Raw genomic sequence first — 17427 nt, forward strand, 5'->3', positions numbered from 1 at the left:
GCGAGAAGGAGCATTCCGGCGACGGCTGTGAAAACTGGGATCTTGAGCATTTTTAGTTCCTTAGCTTCGTGTTTCGAGCCTCTCTTTGAGGCATCTGCAACCTAGAAGATGTTTGTCGCAGAGTTTTGCCAGGTGCAGCCGAAAGTGTAACAGGGTGTGTCAGGCCGTCGGGAGAGGTCGCTGGCTCTACGCCACAGGGGCGGGGGCACTGCTCGATCGCCCCGGAACCCTCTAGAAACTGACGTGGGCGAGGCTGCCGATGCCGCTTCCCATCAACAACAGGCCGGAGGTGCGCAGCATGTCTCCACGGCTGGGATCGGCATTAGGCTGCGGCAGGGTGACGTCCTCCAAAGCCATTGCAACGGTTCCATGCGGATAGCAGTCCACGGAGGGAGGCTGTCATACATGCAGCAAGCGACGCGACCTTGGACCTGGGTCGGGTCAGGGATGACGTGTATCCGGACGCGGCAAGACAAGTTCCGGGTGGGCCGCAGCTTTGTGAGCCTTCAGGAGGGTGTCAGCTATGGGTGGCGGCCTGGATCGCCTCCGCGCGGATCTCCTCCGTCAGCTTGAGCCGCAGTTCGGAAAACTCCGGGCTTGCCTTGACGGTATAGTGGCGGGGATGCGGGATATCGACCGGCGTGATCGACTTGATGCGTCCGGGGCGCGCCGTCATCGTCACCACGCGCGACGCCATGAAGACGGCCTCCTCGATGTCATGGGTGACGAAGACCACCGTCTTCTGCTCCCGCTCCCAGATGCCGAGCAGCAGCTCCTGCATCAGGCCGCGCGTCTGATTGTCGAGCGCGCCGAACGGCTCGTCGAGAAGCAGGATCTTGGGGTCGTTGGCCAGGGCGCGGGCGATGGCCGTGCGCTGCTGCATTCCGCCGGAGAGCTGTTTTGGCCAGTGATTTTCAAAGCCGCGCAGCCCCACCTTGTCCAGATAGCTGTCAACGATCTCGGCGGTTTCCTTGGCTGCGATGCCGCGCTCCCGCAATCCGAATCCGACATTCTCCCGAACCGTCAGCCAGGGAAAGAGCGTGTAGGACTGGAAGACCATGCCGCGGTCGGCGCCGGGACCCGTGATGGCCTGTCCTTCGAGGAGGACGCTGCCGGTGGTCGGCCGGTCGAGACCCGCAATGATGCGCAGCAGGGTGGATTTGCCACAGCCGGACGGCCCGAGAATCGTGACGAAGTCATTCTTGGCGATGTCGAGGTCGGTCGGATGCAGTGCCTGCACGGGCGCACCACCGCGAACGCCGGGAAAGGTCCGGCTGACGCCCTTGACGATGAGTTCGCTCATGCCAGTCTCCAGGCAAACAGGGAACGGTTCACCGTCTTGAAGGCGAAGTCGGAGATCAGGCCGATGATGCCGATGACGATGATGCCGAAGATGATCTGGCCGGTGGCCATCAGGGCCTGGCTGTTGATGATCATGTAGCCGATGCCCGACGATGCGCCGATGAGCTCGGCGACGATCACATAGGTCCATGCCCAGCCGAGCACGAGGCGAAGGGTCTCGGCAATATCCGGCGCATTCGCCGGAATGAGAACCCGCCGGACGACGCCCGCATCGCTGGCGCCGAGCGTATAGGAGGCCTCCACGAGATCGCGGCGCGTGGCAGAGACCGAAACCGAAACCATCAGGATGATCTGGAACACCGATCCGATGAAGATGACGAGAAGCTTCTGGAGTTCGCCGATGCCCGCCCACAGGATGAGAAGGGGGATGAAGGCCGAGGCGGGCAGGTAGCGGGAAAAGGAGACGAAGGGTTCAAGCAGGGCCTCGATCGGCTTGTAGGCCCCCATGGCAATGCCAAGCGGCACGGCGACGAGCGCCGACAGGACGAAGCCGCCGACCACCCGCCAGACGGTCATGCCGATGTCTTCGAGAAAGCCCTGCTCGGTCAGAAGGTAGATGCCGTCCTTCAGCATGGTGATGGGGTCGGCGAGGAAGGTCGGCGAGACGAACCCGCCGAATGTCGCAATGCTCCACCCCGAGAAAAACAGCACAAAGAAGAGGATGCCGAGCAGGATGCGCGCCTGCGGGCCGATCGGTTCAAGAGGACGCATGCTGCCCCGGGTGTTGGGCCGGCAGAGCAAGCTCCGCCGGCGTTTGTGAGACTACTGGATGAAGGAAGTATCGACGATCGTCGACAGGTCCGGCTTCGACTTGATGATGCCAATTTCCATCAGCAGGTCAGCCGCCTTCTCCGAGAAGGTCATGAACTCGCCCTCGAAGAAGGTCTTGTTGGCGGCCTTGTCCTGCCACTCCAGGAACTTCGCCGACTGGCCGAAGGCCTCCGCCGACTGCTTCACATCGGCGCCCATGATGCCATAGGCCTTTTCCGGCTCCGCCTTGATCATGTCGAGCGCTTCGAAATAGCTCGTCGCGAGCGCCTTGGCCGCTTCCGGATTGTCCTTCAGGAACTCGGGTGTGCATCCGAAGGTATCCATCACCGCCGGGTAATCCAGCGTGGTGGCGATGATCTTGCCCTGATCGGGGGCGGCGCGCACCGTCGAGAGATAGGGCTCGTAGCTCATGGCCGCATCGTTCTGTCCGGCCACGAAGGCCTGGGCTGCCGGGCCGGGCTCGAGGTTGACCACATTCACGTCCTTCACCGAAAGCCCGTTCTCCTTCAGGATATAGGCCAGGAAGAAGTAGGGCGAGGTGCCGGGCGTGGAGGCGGCAATGGTCTTGCCCTTCAGATCGGCAATGCTGGCGATGTCCTCGCGCACCGCCATGCCGTCGGCACCATGCGACTTGTCCAGCTGGAAGATCTGTGTGGCCGGCACGCCGTTGGCATTCCAGACGATCCAGGTCTCGACCGTGGTGGCCGCGCACTGGATGTCGCCGGATGCGAGCGCCAGATGGCGGCTGGCCTGCGGGATCTTGGTGATCGTCACGTCAAGCCCGTTCTTCTCGAAGATGCCGGCTTCCTTGGCCAGCGTCAGAGGGGCAAACCCGGTCCATCCGGACATGCCGATGGCGACGGATGTCTCGGCCCTGGCGGCCGTGGAGCCGAGCAGGGCCGTCAGGACGGCGGCGGTGATGGTGAATGTCTTCATGATGGCTGGTCCCCTGTTTGATTTATATTAGGGCAGTTCGGAAGCCTGCCTCTTGAGAGGCATACTTCCATCCTTCAATTATTTTGTCTAGACAAGATATGCTCCGGCCCATGCAGCGTGACGACGATAAGCGCGCCTTCCCCCGTCACCGAGATCGCCTCTCCCCTGTCGCAGAGCAGAGCATCCTGCGGACCGAAGGTGTCATGCTGATCGCCCGAAGACACCCGCAGGTCGCCGCGCTTGCAGAAGATCAGACGGCAATGGTCCGAATGGCTGTCGAGCATCGGGGCGGTCCGGTCTTCGACGACATGCGAAAAGGCGCCGCGCCGGCTCATGACGTTCAGGTCGCGAATAGGGCCGTCGACGAGTCGGGCCGTCGTGGGTGCATCGGCTGGAAAGGCAAGGGGTGCCGACTGCTGCGTCAGGCGCGTCGCTTCGCGCCCGTCGATGGTCAGGTCGATGCCATTGCCCTCGAGGACGGAGAGGGTGCGGTCCACGCCGGGAAAGACGGAGAATGGTCCATCCTCCGCCACCCAGGCCATGCTGATACGCCAGTCGAAGCCGTCGACACTGGCGTCTGGCGGAAAGACGGCGATCTCCACCGTTTCGCCACCGCCGTTCTTCCACGGCATCCGCTTGTAGTCGCCCGCCCGCAGGATCTGCATGGCTAGTTACCCAGAATGCCGGGCAGCCGCAGACCCTTCTCGGTGGCACAATCGACGGCAATTTCGTAGCCGGCATCGGCGTGCCGCATGACGCCGGTGGCCGGGTCGTTCCAGAGCACGCGCTCCAGCCGGCGGTCGGCATCTTCCGAGCCGTCGCAGCAGATGACCATGCCGGAATGCTGGGAAAAGCCCATGCCGACGCCGCCGCCGTGATGCAGCGAAACCCATGTGGCGCCGGACGCCGTGTTGAGCAGGGCGTTCAGCAGCGGCCAGTCGGAGACGGCATCCGAGCCATCCTTCATCGCCTCCGTCTCGCGGTTCGGCGAGGCGACCGAGCCTGAATCGAGATGGTCGCGGCCGATGACGATGGGGGCCGCAAGTTCGCCGGTGCGGACCATCTCGTTGAAGGCGAGACCAAGCTTGTGGCGATCGCCGAGACCCACCCAGCAGATGCGCGCCGGCAGGCCCTGGAAGGCGATCCGCTCGCGCGCCATGTCGAGCCAGTTGTGCAGATGCGTGTTGTCCGGCAGCAGCTCCTTCACCTTGGCATCGGTCTTGTAGATATCCTCCGGGTCGCCGGAGAGGGCAGCCCAGCGGAAGGGGCCGATGCCGCGGCAAAAGAGCGGGCGGATGTAGGCCGGCACGAAGCCGGGGAAGGCGAATGCATTCTCCAGGCCCTCGTCCTTGGCCACCTGACGGATATTGTTGCCGTAGTCGAGGGTGGGAACGCCCGCATCCCAGAAGGCGACCATGGCTTCCACATGTGCCTTCATGGAAGCGCGTGCCGCGGTTTCGACGCTCTTGGGATCGCTCTCGCGCTTGGCCTTGGCTTCTTCGACGGTCCAGCCGATCGGCAGGTATCCGTTGCGGGGATCATGCGCCGAGGTCTGGTCGGTGACGATGTCCGGGCGCGCGCCACCGGCCTTCATCCGGCGCACCAGCTCGGGGAAGATCTCGGCGGCATTGCCGACCAGACCGACGGACTTCGCCTCGCCGGCCTTCGTCCAGCGGTCGATCAGGGCCAGTGCCTCATCGAGCGTCTGCGCCTTCTCGTCGACATAGCGGGTGCGCAGGCGAAAATCTATGCGGGTCTCGTCGCACTCCACGGCCAGGCAGCAGGCGCCCGCCATGACGGCGGCGAGCGGTTGCGCGCCGCCCATGCCGCCCAGCCCGCCGGTCAGGATCCATTTGCCCTTCAGGCTGCCGCCGTAGTGCTGGCGTCCGGCTTCCACGAAGGTCTCGTAGGTGCCCTGCACGATGCCCTGGGTGCCGATGTAGATCCACGAACCGGCCGTCATCTGGCCGTACATGGCCAGCCCCTTCTTATCCAGCTCGTTGAAATGATCCCAGGTCGCCCAGTGGGGAACGAGGTTGGAGTTGGCGATCAACACGCGCGGCGCATCCTTGTGCGTGCGGAACACGCCGACCGGCTTGCCGGACTGGACGAGCAGCGTCTCGTCTTCGTTGAGCGTCTTCAGCGTCGCGACGATGCGGTCGAAATCGTCCCAGGTGCGTGCCGCCCGCCCAATGCCGCCGTAGACCACCAGCTCATGCGGGTTCTCGGCCACGTCCGGATCGAGATTGTTCATCAGCATGCGCAGCGGCGCTTCCGTCATCCAGCTCTTGGCGTTGAGTTCGGAGCCGCGCGGGGCCCGGACATCACGGATGTTGTGACGCGGATTGGTCATGGTCAGTTCCCCATTGCTTTCAGTTCGTAGGCGACCGCTTCCAGCCGCAAGAGAATGGCCTTCAGGTGCTCCCGCAGCTTTCCGGCCTTTTCCTCGTCGTAGGCAAACGGCACGGTCTCCGTTGCCAGGTGGGTCGACTGGGCAAGTTCCATCTGGATCGCATGCACGCCGGTTACGGGCGCCCCGTAATGCCGCGTCGTCCACCCACCCTTGAAGCGGCCGTTGACGATACTGGTGAAGCCTGCGGCGTAACCGGCGATCTCTGCCGTGACACGCTCGAACTCCAGAGCGCAGGAGATGCCGGAATTGGTGCCGATGTTGAAGTCGGGAAGGGTACCCTCGAACAGGAAGGGGATCTGCGACCGGATCGAATGGCAGTCGTAGAGGACAGCCAGTCCATGGATCGCCTTGACCCGCTCGATCTCCGCGGCGAGTGCCGCATGATAGGGCGCATGGAACCGCTCGAGCCGCGCGGAGACATCCGCCACCGTCGGCTCGGCGCCCGCGGTCCAGATGGCGTTGCCGTCGAAATCGGTTTCCGGGATCAGGCCCGTGGTGTTCTGGCCGGGATAGAGGCTGGTGCCGCTCGGGTCGCGGTTGGCGTCGATGACATAGCGGTGGAAGGTCGCCCGCACCGTCGTGGCGTCGTCCAGAAGGCCGGCATAGAGCGTGTGGATATGCCAGTCGGTATCGGCGAGCAGTCGGCCGTTGTCGTTCAGCCTTGCCCGGATATCGGACGGAACGTCCGTGCCGGTATGGGGGAAGGCGAGGATGACCGGCGAACTGCCTCTTGCGACCTCGACGACACTCATGAACGAACCTCCAGAACCGGCAGGATACCAGGCCTTACAGCATCGACCAGCCGTCCGGACGCAACCAACTGGCTGGCTGCGTAAAGATCATCCGCCATGTAGCGATCTTCCTCGAGCGCCGGGACCGACGCGCGCAGGAGGGTCACGATTTTCTGCAATTCCGGGCTCGATTTCAGCGGACCGCGCAGTTCCACGCCCTGCACGGCGGCCAGAGCCTCGATACCCAGGATGCCGAATAGGTTCTCCGTCATCGGCAGCAGCCGACGAGCGCCATGGCAGGCCATCGAAACATGGTCCTCCTGGTTGGCGGAGGTGGGCGTCGAGTCCACCGATGCCGGATGCGACATCTGCTTGTTCTCGCTCATCAGAGCCGCAGAGGTGACCTCTGCTATCATCAGGCCGGAGTTGAGACCGGGTTTCTTCGAGAGAAAGGCCGGTAGTCCATAGGACAGCGCCGGATCGACCAGCAGCGCGATACGGCGCTGGGCGATGGCGCCGATTTCGCAGATGGCCAGCGCGATCTGGTCGGCGGCGAAGGCCACCGGCTCCGCGTGGAAATTGCCGCCGGACACGACTTCGTCGTCTGACAGGACCAGCGGGTTGTCGGTCACGGCATTGGCCTCGATCTGCAGCGTGCAGGCGACCTGGCGCAGCAGGTCGAGGCAGGCGCCATCGACCTGCGGCTGGCAGCGGATGCAGTAGGGATCCTGGACGCGCTCGTCGCCGTCCACATGGCTGGCGCGGATCTCCGATCCTTCGAGCAGGTGTCGAAGCGCCGCTCCCGCATCTATCTGCCCCTTGTGGCCGCGCAGGGCGTGGATTTCGGGATGGAAGGGAGCCGAAGACCCCATGGCGGCGTCCGTCGACATGGCGCCTGTGACCAATGCCGTCTGGGCAGCGCGGTGCGCCCGGAACAGGCCGGCCAGCGCCAGAGCCGTGGACACCTGCGTGCCGTTGATCAGCGCCAGCCCTTCCTTGGCGGCGAGCACGACCGGCTTGAGGCCGGCCCTCTCCAGCGCGTCTGCCGCCGGCATCTGTGCGCCGCCGAAGGACGCCGTGCTTTCCCCCATCATCACCGCCGCCATATGCGCCAGCGGCGCCAGATCACCGGACGCGCCGACCGATCCCTTTTCCGGGATGACGGGAATGACGCCTTTTTTCAGCATGCCTTCCAGCAGTCGCACCAAATCCAGGCGAACGCCCGAGGCACCGCGGCCGAGCGAAATCAGCTTGAGTGCCATGATGAGGCGCACCACATTTTCCGATAACGCGCTGCCCAGCCCGCAGCAGTGCGACAGGATGAGGTTTCGCTGCAGCTGCGCCACGTCGGCGCTGTCGATCTTGATCGAGGCGAGTTTACCGAAGCCGGTATTGACCCCATAGACGGGCGCATTGCCCGCGGCGATCTCGGCAATACGGCGCGCGCTCTTCTCGATGCCGGCATCGAAGGAGCGATCGAGCGACGCGGTGGCATTGTTCCAGTAGATCTCTGAGAGTTCGGCCAGCGAGACCTTTCCGGGATGAAGTATGATCGTCATGCGCAGACCTCTTGTCCCTTGAAAACGCGCTGGTGAAGCGGGTTGAAGCCCATCCGGTAGACCAGCTCCGCCGGGCGCTCGATGTCCCATATGGCAAAGTCCGCCGACTTGCCCGCTTCCAGCGTGCCTGTCTCGCCAAGCAGGCCGAGAGCCCGCGCGGCCTCGCGGGTCGTGCCGGCGAGGCACTCCTCCACCGTCAGCCGGAAGAGGGTCGCCGACATGTTCATGGCGAGAAGCAGGGAGGTGAGCGGGGACGTGCCGGGATTGCAGTCGGTCGCGACGGCGATCGGCACACCGGCGTCGCGCAGCGCCTGGACCGGCGGCTTGCGGGTCTCGTTGATGGCGTAGAAGGCGCCCGGCAGAAGGACCGCCACGGTGCCCGATTTGGCCATGGCAGCGGCACCTTCGGCATCGAGATATTCGAGGTGGTCGGCCGAAAGCGCACCATAGGAGGCCGCCATCCTGGCGCCGCCGAGATCGGAGAGCTGTTCCGCATGCAGCTTGACCGGAAGACCGAGGGTTTTCGCCTTGTCGAAGACGCCACGCATTTCGTCGACGGAAAAGGCGATGCCCTCACAGAATCCGTCGACGGCATCGATCAGTCCTTCCGCATGGCCCTGCTCCATCCCCGGCAGCACGACCTCGGCAATATAGGCGGTGTTTCGGCCCTTGTAGGCAGGAGGCGTGGCGTGCGCCGCCAAGTACGAAGTCACTACCCGGATGGGACGGATCCTCTCCAGCGCACGGGCCGCCCGCAGCATGTTGAGTTCCCCGGTGATCGAGAGCCCATAGCCCGACTTGATCTCGATCGTGGAAACACCCTCCGCGAGGAGCGTGTCCAGGCGGGGCAGGGCGGCGGCGGCCAAGCCTTCGACCGAGAGCGCGTTGGTGGCCTTGACCGAGGAGACGATACCGCCGCCGGCGCGGGCGACCTCTTCGTAGGTCGCGCCCTCGAGCCGCATCTCGAACTCCATCGCCCGGTCGCCGCCGAAGACGATGTGGGTATGGCAGTCGATCAGCCCCGGCGTGACCCACCGTCCCTGGAGGTCGTGGACGATAGCGCCCTCCGCTGTCTCCGAGATCTCGCTGACGTCCCCGACCCACAGGATGCGCCCGGCCTCCACCAGGATTGCGCCGCGATCGATGATGCCGAGCCCCGAAAGTCCTGGGTCGAGCGTGGCGATGCGTGCATTGGTCCAAAGGCTGCGTTGTCCGTCCATCTGTCGATCTTCCTCTTCCGGACATTAATGTATATACATAGAAGTCTCTTTGACAAGCTCCGGTTTTTCGAGAGAGAACGCCGGTGGACGAATGGAGCTGTAGATGGACCCGATGACCACAATTCATGCCAGGTCTGCACTTCTTCCCGAGGGATGGAAGTCCGATGTTCGCTTTCGGATCGTCGATGGCAGGATCGCGGATGTGCAGCCTGGTGTCGAGCCTCAGCCCGAAGACGACCGCCAGACCGTCGTGGTTCCCGCGCTCGCCAACCTGCACAGCCACGCCTTTCAGCGCGCCATGGCGGGGCTGGCGGAAGTTCGCGGCCCGGGGGACGACAGCTTCTGGAGCTGGCGGACCATCATGTATCGCTTCGCCCTGACGATGACGCCAGACCATGTCGAAGCCGTGGCTTCGCAGCTCTACATCGAAATGCTCGAGGCAGGCTTTGCCCGTGTCGGCGAGTTCCACTATCTCCACCACCAGGAGGATGGAAGCCATTACAGCGACATTGCGGAGATGGCGGCGCGCATCGGCGCGGCCTCGGCTGAGACAGGTATCGGGCTCACGCTTCTTCCCGTCTTCTATGCCCATTCCGGCTTCGGCGGACAGCCGCCCGTCGAAGGGCAGCGCCGTTTCATCCATTCGCTGGAGAGCTTCAACCGGCTGATGGAAGGCTGTGCGAAGGTCGTCGGCTCCCTTCCGGGTGCCGTGCTTGGCATCGCGCCTCACAGTCTCAGGGCCGTGACGGAGCAGGAACTGGTTGAGCTGATTCCACTTGCGGGTGGCGGGCCGATCCATATTCACGTGGCCGAGCAGGTGAAGGAGGTCGAGGATTGTCTCGCCTGGTCGGGTGCGCGGCCGGTGGAATGGCTGCTCGACAGGATGCCGGTGGATGATCGCTGGTGCCTGATCCATGCAACGCACATGTCTGACGAGGAAACGCGTCGCATGGCAGGAAGCGGCGCCGTGGCGGGCCTCTGCCCCGTCACGGAAGCCAACCTTGGTGACGGTGTCTTCAATGCCCCGCTGTTCCTGGCGGAGGGAGGACGCTATGGCGTCGGATCGGACTCGAATGTTCTTGTGTCGGTGCCGGAAGAGCTTCGAACCCTGGAGTACTCGCAGCGCCTGACCCGTCGCAGCCGAAACGTCATCGCGAACGCCGGCGGCTCCACCGGGAGAAAGCTGTTTGAAACGGCGCACCTCGGCGGCGGTGCCGCACTGCAGTCGAACGCGGGTCTCCACGTCGGCGGCGACGCGGATATCGTGGCGCTCGATGCAGGCGCCGTTCCCTACCTCCAGGAGGACCGGCTGCTCGACCACTGGATCTTTGCGGGCGGCGTCTCCGTCGAAGCGGTCTGGGCACGTGGTCGCAAGCAGGTCTCGGGAGGACGCCACATCCGGCGGGATGCCGTCGAAGCACGGTTCCGAAAGACCATGGCGGATCTCCTGCGGGCGTAGAAAGGGTCGCCGGAGGCAGTTCACAATTCCTATCCTGTGCCGGCTCCTGCTGTGCTAAACCGGACAATCGTTGATTGAAAGCACCCATACGTGACGGCGGTAATCTCCCCTAACCTGACCCTGCACCAGCGCATACTGAGCGACGTAGAAGGCAAGATCGTCTCCGGTGAATGGCCGCCTGGCCATCGTCTTCCCTTCGAGGTCGAATTGGCCGCTCAATACAATTGCTCGCGCATGACCGTGAACAAGGTGATGACGCAGCTGGCCAAATCCGGCCTGATCAAGCGGCGAAAGAAGTCAGGCAGCTTCGTGGCGCGGCCCCAGGCGCAGTCCGCGGTGCTGGAGATCACCGACATCGAAGCCGAAGTCCGGTCCCTGAACCTGCCCTATTCTTTCGCGGTAAAGCATCGGGCGATACGGCCGGCCGCCGGTGGCGACCTGCAGGTCTTCGATGTGAGCGCCCCAACGGACGTCCTGGACATCGTCTGCATCCACTTTGCAGGTGAACGACAGTTCTGCGTCGAGGAACGCCTGATCAACCTGACCAATGTCCCCGACGCGGCGGAGGCGGATTTCGACAGGGTTTCGCCGGGACAATGGTTGCTCGGCGAGGTGCCCTGGAGCACCGCCGAACACCGCATCCGAGCGGTTGCCGCATCTGCCGAAATGGCTGCGATGCTCGACATTCCCAAAGGGAGCCCCTGTCTCCTCATCGAACGCCGGACCTGGAGCGGCTCGGGTCCCCTGACCTATGTCCGACTCACCTATCCCGGTGACAGCCATTCGCTCGTCGCAAGGTTCGCCCCGGCATCATAGCAGCCGTGGCTGCTATTTCAGCCCCGCTGTCGGATGGGAGAGCGCCACGGCGATACCGCGAAGCTCGGCCAGCCCTTTCAGCCTGCCGATGGCCGGATAGCCGGGCTGGGCCGAGCGGCCGAGGTCGTCGAGGATGTCCTGGCCGTGGTCCGGCCGGAAGGGGATGGAGACGTCGGAGCGTCCGGCCTTGCGGCGCTTGTCCTCTTCCCGCAGGGCGGCAGCGATCAGTGCCACCATGTCGGTTCCGCCACCCAGGTGCTCGGCTTCGTAGAAGCTTCCCATGACATCCTCGCTTTCGCGGGTGACGTTGCGAAGGTGCAGGAAATGCACCCGGTCGCCGAGGCGCTCCATCATCCCCGGAAGGTCGTTGTCTGGGCGGGCCCCCAGCGAGCCGGAACACAGGGTCACGCCGTTGGCGGGAAGCGCAACTGCGTCCAGAACCCGCCGGTAGTGCGCTTCCGTCGACATCACGCGGGGAAGTCCGAGCAGGGGGAACGGTGGGTCGTCCGGATGGCAGCAGAGCCGCATGCCGAGATCCTCGGCGACCGGGGCGACCTCGGACAGAAAATCGATCAGATGGCTCCGAAGGCGCTCCTCGTCGAGGCCCGCGTAGGCTGCCAGGTGATCGCGCACGTCGTCCAGCGAAAAGCTCTCGGCGGCGCCCGGAAGGCCGAACACCACGTTTCGCGCCAGTTGCTCCCGATCGTCCTCGGACAGGGTCGCGAATCGCTTCCGTGCGGCCTCGACGACCTCTTCCGGAAAGCTCTCCGCCGCCCCCGGCCGCTTCAGGATGTGGATGTCGAAGGCCGCAAAATCGATCAGGTCGAACCGCATGCAGGTGGCGCCGTTGGGCCGTCGGTGGGCAAGGTCGGTGCGGGTCCAGTCGAGCACCGGCATGAAGTTGTAGCAGACGGTCGTGATGCCGGCGGCCTGCAGGTTCTGCAGGGACGTTTTCCACGCCGCGATGTGGTCTTTCCACTCCCCGGTCTGGCGTTTGATGTCCTCCGAGACGGGAATGCTTTCGACCACGTCCCAGGCAAGCCCCGAGGCGGAGCCGTCCTTCATCCGGGAAATCTCTGCTTGCCGCTTTGCAATTTCCTCGGCGGTCCAGGTCGCTCCGGTGGGCACATGATGCAAGGCGGAGACCACACCCTCCACGCCTGCCTGCATCATGTCATCGATGGAAACACGATCCATCGGGCCGAACCAACGCCATGTCTGCCGCACGTATCTTCCTCCCGCTTCGCTACCTTTTGCAGCGGGTTCCTAGCATCAAACTTATGGGTTGACTAGTATGGCAGTTCTCTCCATTGTCCCGTCGAGGATTGGAGGATCTGATGAATTCCCGCGTTGCAACCATGTTCCCGGTGCCGCCGAAGGTCGCGTTCGACGCAGCCGTCGGCCCGCAGCTGTGGTTTGTGGTGCGCGAATGGATCCTGCGCGGGGAGCTGCCTCCGGGCTCGCGTCTCTCGGAAGTCGATGTCGCTGGCCTGTTCGGCGTCAGCCGGCAGCCGGTGCGGGAAGCCTTCATCAAGCTGGCGGAGGAATCCCTGCTGGAGATCCGCCCGCAGCGTGGCACATTCGTCAGCCGCATCCGCGTCGATGCGGTGATGTCAGCCCGCTTCGTGCGCGAAGCGGTCGAGGCCGACATCGTTCGCCTGGTGGCGAGCCGGCCGACGCCGCAGCTCCTGAGCGAGCTCGACACGCTTTTGCAGGAGCAGGAGCGCGTCATGGATGGCGCCGAGCCACAGGCCTTCCTGGCGCTGGATGAACAGTTCCACAAGCGACTGGCGGAAGCTGCCGGGCAGGCGAAGGGCTGGCAGATCATCCAGCCGCTGAAAACCCAGATGGACAGGATGCGCTACCTGAATGCGCGCCATTTCCCCCACGACCAGCTGATCGCGCAGCATTCCCAGGTGGTGGAAGCCATACGCGCCGGCGATCCGGATGCGGCGGAAGCCGCCATGCGCGGCCATCTGCGTCAGATCCTCGACGACCTGCCGGTCATGGCCAAGGCCTTGCCGCACTTCTTCGAGGTCGAGGAGGGCGCGGAACAATGATGTCGGCACGGAAATTCGCTCTCGACTTCGTCCCCGCATGGATCGACCTGGCGCAGGATCGGCAGTTCGGCGGCGTGGTCGAGCGGCTGGACGGAAACGGCCGACCGGTCCACGGCGAGCCCAAGACGACGCTCGTCCAGGCGAGAACACTCTTCTCGCTGGCGCATCTCTACCTCGTTACCGGCAATGAGGCCCTGCTGGTTGCGGCGCGTGACATCCACGCCTTCATGGCCGCCCACCTGCGCCTGCCCCATGGCGGGTACAGATACTCGGTCGAGCCGAACGGGGACCTGGGGACCGATACCAAGGGAGCCGTCTGCCGCGCCTACGACCAGTCCTTTGCGCTTCTGGCGCTCGTGACGCTCCGCAAGGCGGATCCGGCGCTGGTCGGCGATGATGCGATCACCGAGCTATGGAGTTTCATCGAGACCCTGGTGGAGCCGGCGACCGGTGCGCTCTACGAAGATGATGTCATGGCCGGCCGGGGCGCGCGCGTCGGCGACCGGCGGGCTCAGAACCCTCAGATGCATATGCTCGAGGCGCTCCTGCAGGCTTACGAGCTGACAGGCGAAAGCCAGTGGCTGCAGCGGGCGACGGCCTACGTCGCCTTGGCCGAGCGCTATTTCATCGACCCGTCGACAGGTGCCGTCCGGGAATTCGTGGCTTACGATCTTTCGCCGCTTCAAGGCGCCGAGGGTGAGCGGCGGGAGCCGGGTCACCAGTATGAATGGGCATGGTTGCTGGAGCGCTTTGTCGAGCTGGGCGGTGACGGTAAGGTCAAGCCGCTTGCCGACCGGATGGCTGCCTTCGCCGACAGCCACGGGGTGCGGCAGTCGCAAGACGCTCTCGATGGCGCCCCCTTCGACGCGGTGGACGCCGGAGGCAGGGTAACCGAGGCCACCCACCTGCTGTGGCCGCTGACGGAGGCCGGAAAGCTCGCCTGCCTGCACCATCTGCAGGGGCGCGAGGGTGCCGCCGATCGCGCCAGGGAGCTGGAGAGGCTGATCTTCTCCTTCTACTTCAATCCGACAGGTCTCCGCTGGGTCAACCAGCTCGACGGGGCCGGCAGCGTCCTCTGGGACGACGCGCTCAGTCGCCTGATCTACCACGTCTTGCTTTTCGTGACCGAAGGCGCCCGCGCAGGCGTCTGGGTCATTGACTATCACCAAGCCGACTAACGTCTTCATCATTCAAGGGAGGAAACCACATGATGAACTTTCTGAAACGCACCACAGTACTCGCTGGCGCCGTCACCCTGCTATCCGGACCTGTGCTTGCGCAGGAATTCCAGTTCAGCCTTTCGACGTCGCAGCCGGTGACGGATCCGCTCGTCATCGCCATGCAGGGCGCCGAAAAGCGCATTGAAGAGCGCTCCGAAGGGCGTGTCGAAGTCACCATCTACCCCAGCTCGCAGCTGGGCGAGGACAACGACGTTCTGGAACAGATCCGCAGCGGCGCACCGATCGCCGTTCTCGTCGATGCCGGCCGTCTGGCACCCTTCATGGCGGAACTCGGCATTCTCGCCGCGCCTTACCTCGTCGACGATTACACGCAGTACGCTTCGATCACCGAATCCCCGGTGTACCAGGAATGGGTCGAGACCCTTGCCGATGACGCCGGACTGCGGCTCCTGAACTACAACTGGTTCCAGGGAACCCGTCAGATGTTCACCAAGAAGCTGATCGAAAAGCCGGCGGATCTGAACGGCGTTCGCGTTCGCACCATCGACGCGCCGAGCTGGATCGCGACCGTGTCGGCGATGGGCGCAACCGCGGCCCCCATGGCATGGTCCGAGGTCTATTCCGCGCTGCAGCTCGGCGCCATCGATGGTGCCGAGGCGCAGTTGACGGGTGCCGCCGGCATCAAGCTGCATGAGGTCACGACCAATGTCGCCCTCACCAACCACATCCAGCTGTTCACGGGTCTGGCAACCTCCGAACAGTGGTGGGCCTCTCTTCCGGAGGACATCCGCACCATCATCAGCGAAGAGCTGAAGTCGGCCGGTGAAGAAGCCACCCGCATGACCGCCGATAAGCTCGCTGAGGTTCAGGCGATGATGGAAGCGGCCGGCGTGACGTTCAACGAGGTCGATCTGGCGCCGTTCCGCGAAGCCACGGCCAAGGTCTACGAAGAGGTCGGGCTTGTCGAGGCGCGCAAGGCACTGGAGCCTTACCTGCCGAAGGGCGAATAATCGGCCTCTGTCCAAATCTGCAGGCGCGCCGAAAACGCGCGCCTGCGGAAATCTGTCTTTTGTAGATGCAAGGGAATGGGAAATGATGTGGCGTCTGTACGACAGGGTCGAGCTTCTCGTCACCCTGGTCTTTCTGACAGCAACAGTTGTCGCAGTACTCGTCGCGGCCGTCGGCCGCAGTATCGGCCTGCCGCTGACTTCGGCGCCGCAGTTCGCCCAGCTGTTCCTGATCTGGACGTGCATGTTCGGGGCGGATCTCTGCATGCGGCAGGGAGAGCATATCCGGGTTTCGGCCATGTTCGACATGGCATCGGCCAGGGGTCGGAAGGCGCTTTCGATTTTCTCCGGCGTGCTGATCCTGATCTTTCTGGCCTGGGTCGCCTGGCACGGGTTCCACCTGGCTGTAGGCAACTGGTCGCGCGAGCTTGGCGGTTCCGGTCTCAGCTACGGCGTCGTCACCCTGGCCTTGCCGGTCGGGGCGTCGCTGATGATCATCTCCACGCTTCGTCGCATTGTTGAAAAGGGCTGGCTGGGACTTTTTGATCCCGATGCACCCGAGGAGTATCCTCTGTGATCTCGACTTTTGTTCTGATTGGCGCACTCGCCTTCATCGCTCTGGGGATGCCTGTCGCATTCGCCATCGGGATCGCCGGCTCCGCCTACTTCCTGCTGCCTTCCGTCTTTTTGCCCGACAACACTGCGGTGCAGCGCATCGTGGCTTCAAGCCAGTCGTTTCCTCTCCTTTCGGTGCCCTTGTTCATCCTCCTCGGCAATCTGATGAACAGCTCGGGGATTACCCCCCGGCTGGTGTCGCTGGCGACGACGCTTGCCGGCTGGATGCGGGGCGGGCTGGCGCAGAGCACCCTGATCCTCAGCGCCCTGATGGGGGGCGTTTCCGGTTCTGCCGTGGCCGATGCGGCGATGCAGGCCCGGATTCTCGGGGAGCCGATGGTGGCCAAGGGCTATCATCGCGGTTTCACCGCAGCGGTGCTTGCCATCGGCGGCCTGATCACCGCCACCCTTCCGCCAAGCCTCGGTCTCATCCTCTACGGCTATCTCGGCGAAGTCTCGATCGGACGCCTGTTCATTGCCGGCATCGTGCCGGGCGTGCTCCTGACGGTGCTGCTCATGGCGGCAACCTGGTGGATTTCCGCCCGCCGCGGTTATCAGCCCGAGAACGACCGGCCGCCGACGCTGCGCGAGGTCTGGAGGGATTTCAAGCGGAGCTTCTGGGCGGTCCTCTTCCCTGTCTGGCTGCTGGTCGGCATCCGCTTCGGCTTTTTCACGCCGTCCGAGGCCGGCGCCTTCGCGGTCGCCTACGCGCTGTTCATCGGCTTCGTGATCTACCGGGAGCTTACCATTCGTGCCCTGATCGACGCCCTGGTCCGCAGTGTGCGCGACATCGGCATGATCATGCTGATCATCCTCTTCTCCGGCGCCTTCGGCTACGTCATCACCTTCGAGCGGGTCCCGCAGAGCATTGCCGAGTTCTCGCTGACCACGATCACCGATCCGACTGTGCTCCTCTTCGTCATCAGCGGTTTTCTTCTGGCGCTCGGAATGCTCGTCGAAGCAACGGTGCTCGTCATGCTTCTGACGCCCATTCTGGTGCCGGTCATCATGGCCGCCGGGATCGATCCGGTGCATTTCGGCCTGATCATGATGACGCTCGTGACCTTTGGCGGCATGACCCCGCCGGTCGGCGTCTCCATGTTCACGGTCTGCGGGATCCTGCGTTGCTCCTACAAGGAATATACCGTCGAGATGATCCCGCTTGCGGGAGCCGTTCTCCTGCTCGTCGTCGTGATGATCCTGTTCCCGCAGCTTGTTCTGTTCCTGCCGGACTGGCTGATGTAGCCCCATGGGGTGGCCGGCAGGGTGAGGGGTAAACTCCCGTCGTGCCCCGCCG

At 64.1% G+C, this 17427-nt stretch carries 17 protein-coding genes; 7 read left to right on the forward strand and 10 right to left on the reverse strand.

All coding sequences use genetic code 11. From position 1 onward, the window contains the following. Positions 1-231 precede the first annotated feature (231 nt). The 9 genes from EO99_RS28535 to hutI form a co-directional block, all read right to left on the reverse strand. A complete protein-coding gene (locus EO99_RS28535) occupies positions 232-357 on the reverse strand; it encodes a hypothetical protein (protein WP_268871322.1) in 126 nt (41 codons plus the stop codon). A 160-nt stretch (positions 358-517) separates the two neighbouring features. Beyond that, positions 518-1303 carry an ABC transporter ATP-binding protein gene (locus EO99_RS0123305; RefSeq protein ID WP_029620967.1) on the reverse strand — a complete coding sequence of 262 codons (786 nt, stop codon included), beginning with the start codon at positions 1301-1303 and terminating at the stop codon, positions 518-520. Next, entirely contained in the window at positions 1300-2073 is a 774-nt protein-coding gene (locus tag EO99_RS0123310) for an ABC transporter permease (RefSeq protein ID WP_029620968.1), read from the reverse strand. The genes EO99_RS0123305 and EO99_RS0123310 overlap by 4 nt, the downstream gene beginning before the upstream one ends. Positions 2074-2124: 51 nt before the next feature. Next, on the reverse strand, positions 2125-3069 hold the full coding sequence (locus EO99_RS0123315; RefSeq protein ID WP_029620969.1) for an ABC transporter substrate-binding protein: 945 nt from the start codon (positions 3067-3069) through the stop codon (positions 2125-2127). 74 nt (positions 3070-3143) lie between these two features. Then, positions 3144-3734: a HutD/Ves family protein gene (locus EO99_RS0123320; protein WP_051680044.1), complete on the reverse strand. Its 591-nt coding sequence runs from the start codon at positions 3732-3734 to the stop codon at positions 3144-3146. 2 nt (positions 3735-3736) lie between these two features. Then, entirely contained in the window at positions 3737-5422 is a 1686-nt protein-coding gene (gene hutU, locus EO99_RS0123325) for a urocanate hydratase (protein ID WP_029620971.1), read from the reverse strand. A gap of 2 nt (positions 5423-5424) precedes the next feature. Continuing rightward, positions 5425-6234: an N-formylglutamate deformylase gene (gene hutG / locus EO99_RS0123330; protein WP_029620972.1), complete on the reverse strand. Its 810-nt coding sequence runs from the start codon at positions 6232-6234 to the stop codon at positions 5425-5427. After that, a complete protein-coding gene (gene hutH / locus EO99_RS0123335) occupies positions 6231-7772 on the reverse strand; it encodes a histidine ammonia-lyase (RefSeq protein WP_029620973.1) in 1542 nt (513 codons plus the stop codon). Before hutH ends, hutG begins: the two co-directional genes overlap by 4 nt. Then, a complete protein-coding gene (gene hutI / locus EO99_RS0123340) occupies positions 7769-8992 on the reverse strand; it encodes an imidazolonepropionase (protein ID WP_029620974.1) in 1224 nt (407 codons plus the stop codon). The genes hutH and hutI overlap by 4 nt, the downstream gene beginning before the upstream one ends. Before the next feature lie 112 nt (positions 8993-9104). On the opposite strand from hutI, the gene EO99_RS0123345 reads away from it, so the two are divergent. Together EO99_RS0123345 and hutC are read left to right on the forward strand one after the other, a co-directional pair. Continuing rightward, the gene (locus tag EO99_RS0123345) at positions 9105-10451 is read left to right on the forward strand and encodes a formimidoylglutamate deiminase (protein ID WP_029620975.1); all 1347 of its coding nucleotides are present in this window, start codon (positions 9105-9107) and stop codon (positions 10449-10451) included. A 90-nt stretch (positions 10452-10541) separates the two neighbouring features. Next, on the forward strand, positions 10542-11267 hold the full coding sequence (gene hutC / locus EO99_RS0123350; protein WP_235776915.1) for a histidine utilization repressor: 726 nt from the start codon (positions 10542-10544) through the stop codon (positions 11265-11267). A gap of 12 nt (positions 11268-11279) precedes the next feature. Here hutC and uxuA read toward each other — a convergent pair whose 3' ends face one another. Beyond that, positions 11280-12494: a mannonate dehydratase gene (gene uxuA, locus EO99_RS0123355; RefSeq protein ID WP_029620977.1), complete on the reverse strand. Its 1215-nt coding sequence runs from the start codon at positions 12492-12494 to the stop codon at positions 11280-11282. Positions 12495-12604: 110 nt separating this feature from the next. On the opposite strand from uxuA, the gene EO99_RS0123360 reads away from it, so the two are divergent. From EO99_RS0123360 to EO99_RS0123380, 5 genes are all read left to right on the forward strand, one after another. Continuing rightward, positions 12605-13327: a GntR family transcriptional regulator gene (locus EO99_RS0123360; protein WP_235776916.1), complete on the forward strand. Its 723-nt coding sequence runs from the start codon at positions 12605-12607 to the stop codon at positions 13325-13327. After that, the gene (locus EO99_RS0123365) at positions 13327-14505 is read left to right on the forward strand and encodes an AGE family epimerase/isomerase (RefSeq protein WP_162179338.1); all 1179 of its coding nucleotides are present in this window, start codon (positions 13327-13329) and stop codon (positions 14503-14505) included. Before EO99_RS0123360 ends, EO99_RS0123365 begins: the two co-directional genes overlap by 1 nt. Before the next feature lie 32 nt (positions 14506-14537). Further along, on the forward strand, positions 14538-15518 hold the full coding sequence (locus EO99_RS0123370) for a C4-dicarboxylate TRAP transporter substrate-binding protein (RefSeq protein ID WP_037112815.1): 981 nt from the start codon (positions 14538-14540) through the stop codon (positions 15516-15518). Positions 15519-15600: 82 nt separating this feature from the next. Next, positions 15601-16092, forward strand: coding sequence for a TRAP transporter small permease (locus EO99_RS0123375; RefSeq protein ID WP_051680045.1), 492 nt, complete (start codon positions 15601-15603; stop codon positions 16090-16092). Next, positions 16089-17375, forward strand: a complete 1287-nt coding sequence (locus EO99_RS0123380) for a TRAP transporter large permease (protein ID WP_029620982.1) — start codon at positions 16089-16091, stop codon at positions 17373-17375. The genes EO99_RS0123375 and EO99_RS0123380 overlap by 4 nt, the downstream gene beginning before the upstream one ends. The last annotated feature ends 52 nt before the right edge of the window (positions 17376-17427 follow it).

The sequence above is a fragment of the Pseudorhizobium marinum genome, from assembly GCF_000705355.1.
Classification (GTDB): domain Bacteria; phylum Pseudomonadota; class Alphaproteobacteria; order Rhizobiales; family Rhizobiaceae; genus Neorhizobium; species Neorhizobium pelagicum.

Excerpts from the sequence above, each read along its gene's own strand:
- EO99_RS28535 (WP_268871322.1), bottom strand. The coding sequence starts at position 357 with ATGGCTTTGGAGGACGTCACCCTGCCGCAGCCTAATGCCGATCCCAGC.
- EO99_RS0123305 (WP_029620967.1), bottom strand. The coding sequence starts at position 1,303 with ATGAGCGAACTCATCGTCAAGGGCGTCAGCCGGACCTTTCCCGGCGTT.
- EO99_RS0123310 (WP_029620968.1), bottom strand. The coding sequence starts at position 2,073 with ATGCGTCCTCTTGAACCGATCGGCCCGCAGGCGCGCATCCTGCTCGGC.
- EO99_RS0123315 (WP_029620969.1), bottom strand. The coding sequence starts at position 3,069 with ATGAAGACATTCACCATCACCGCCGCCGTCCTGACGGCCCTGCTCGGC.
- EO99_RS0123320 (WP_051680044.1), bottom strand. The coding sequence starts at position 3,734 with ATGCAGATCCTGCGGGCGGGCGACTACAAGCGGATGCCGTGGAAGAAC.
- hutU (WP_029620971.1), bottom strand. The coding sequence starts at position 5,422 with ATGACCAATCCGCGTCACAACATCCGTGATGTCCGGGCCCCGCGCGGC.
- hutG (WP_029620972.1), bottom strand. The coding sequence starts at position 6,234 with ATGAGTGTCGTCGAGGTCGCAAGAGGCAGTTCGCCGGTCATCCTCGCC.
- hutH (WP_029620973.1), bottom strand. The coding sequence starts at position 7,772 with ATGACGATCATACTTCATCCCGGAAAGGTCTCGCTGGCCGAACTCTCA.
- hutI (WP_029620974.1), bottom strand. The coding sequence starts at position 8,992 with ATGGACGGACAACGCAGCCTTTGGACCAATGCACGCATCGCCACGCTC.
- EO99_RS0123345 (WP_029620975.1), top strand. The coding sequence starts at position 9,105 with ATGACCACAATTCATGCCAGGTCTGCACTTCTTCCCGAGGGATGGAAG.
- EO99_RS0123360 (WP_235776916.1), top strand. The coding sequence starts at position 12,605 with ATGAATTCCCGCGTTGCAACCATGTTCCCGGTGCCGCCGAAGGTCGCG.
- EO99_RS0123365 (WP_162179338.1), top strand. The coding sequence starts at position 13,327 with ATGTCGGCACGGAAATTCGCTCTCGACTTCGTCCCCGCATGGATCGAC.
- EO99_RS0123370 (WP_037112815.1), top strand. The coding sequence starts at position 14,538 with ATGAACTTTCTGAAACGCACCACAGTACTCGCTGGCGCCGTCACCCTG.
- EO99_RS0123375 (WP_051680045.1), top strand. The coding sequence starts at position 15,601 with ATGATGTGGCGTCTGTACGACAGGGTCGAGCTTCTCGTCACCCTGGTC.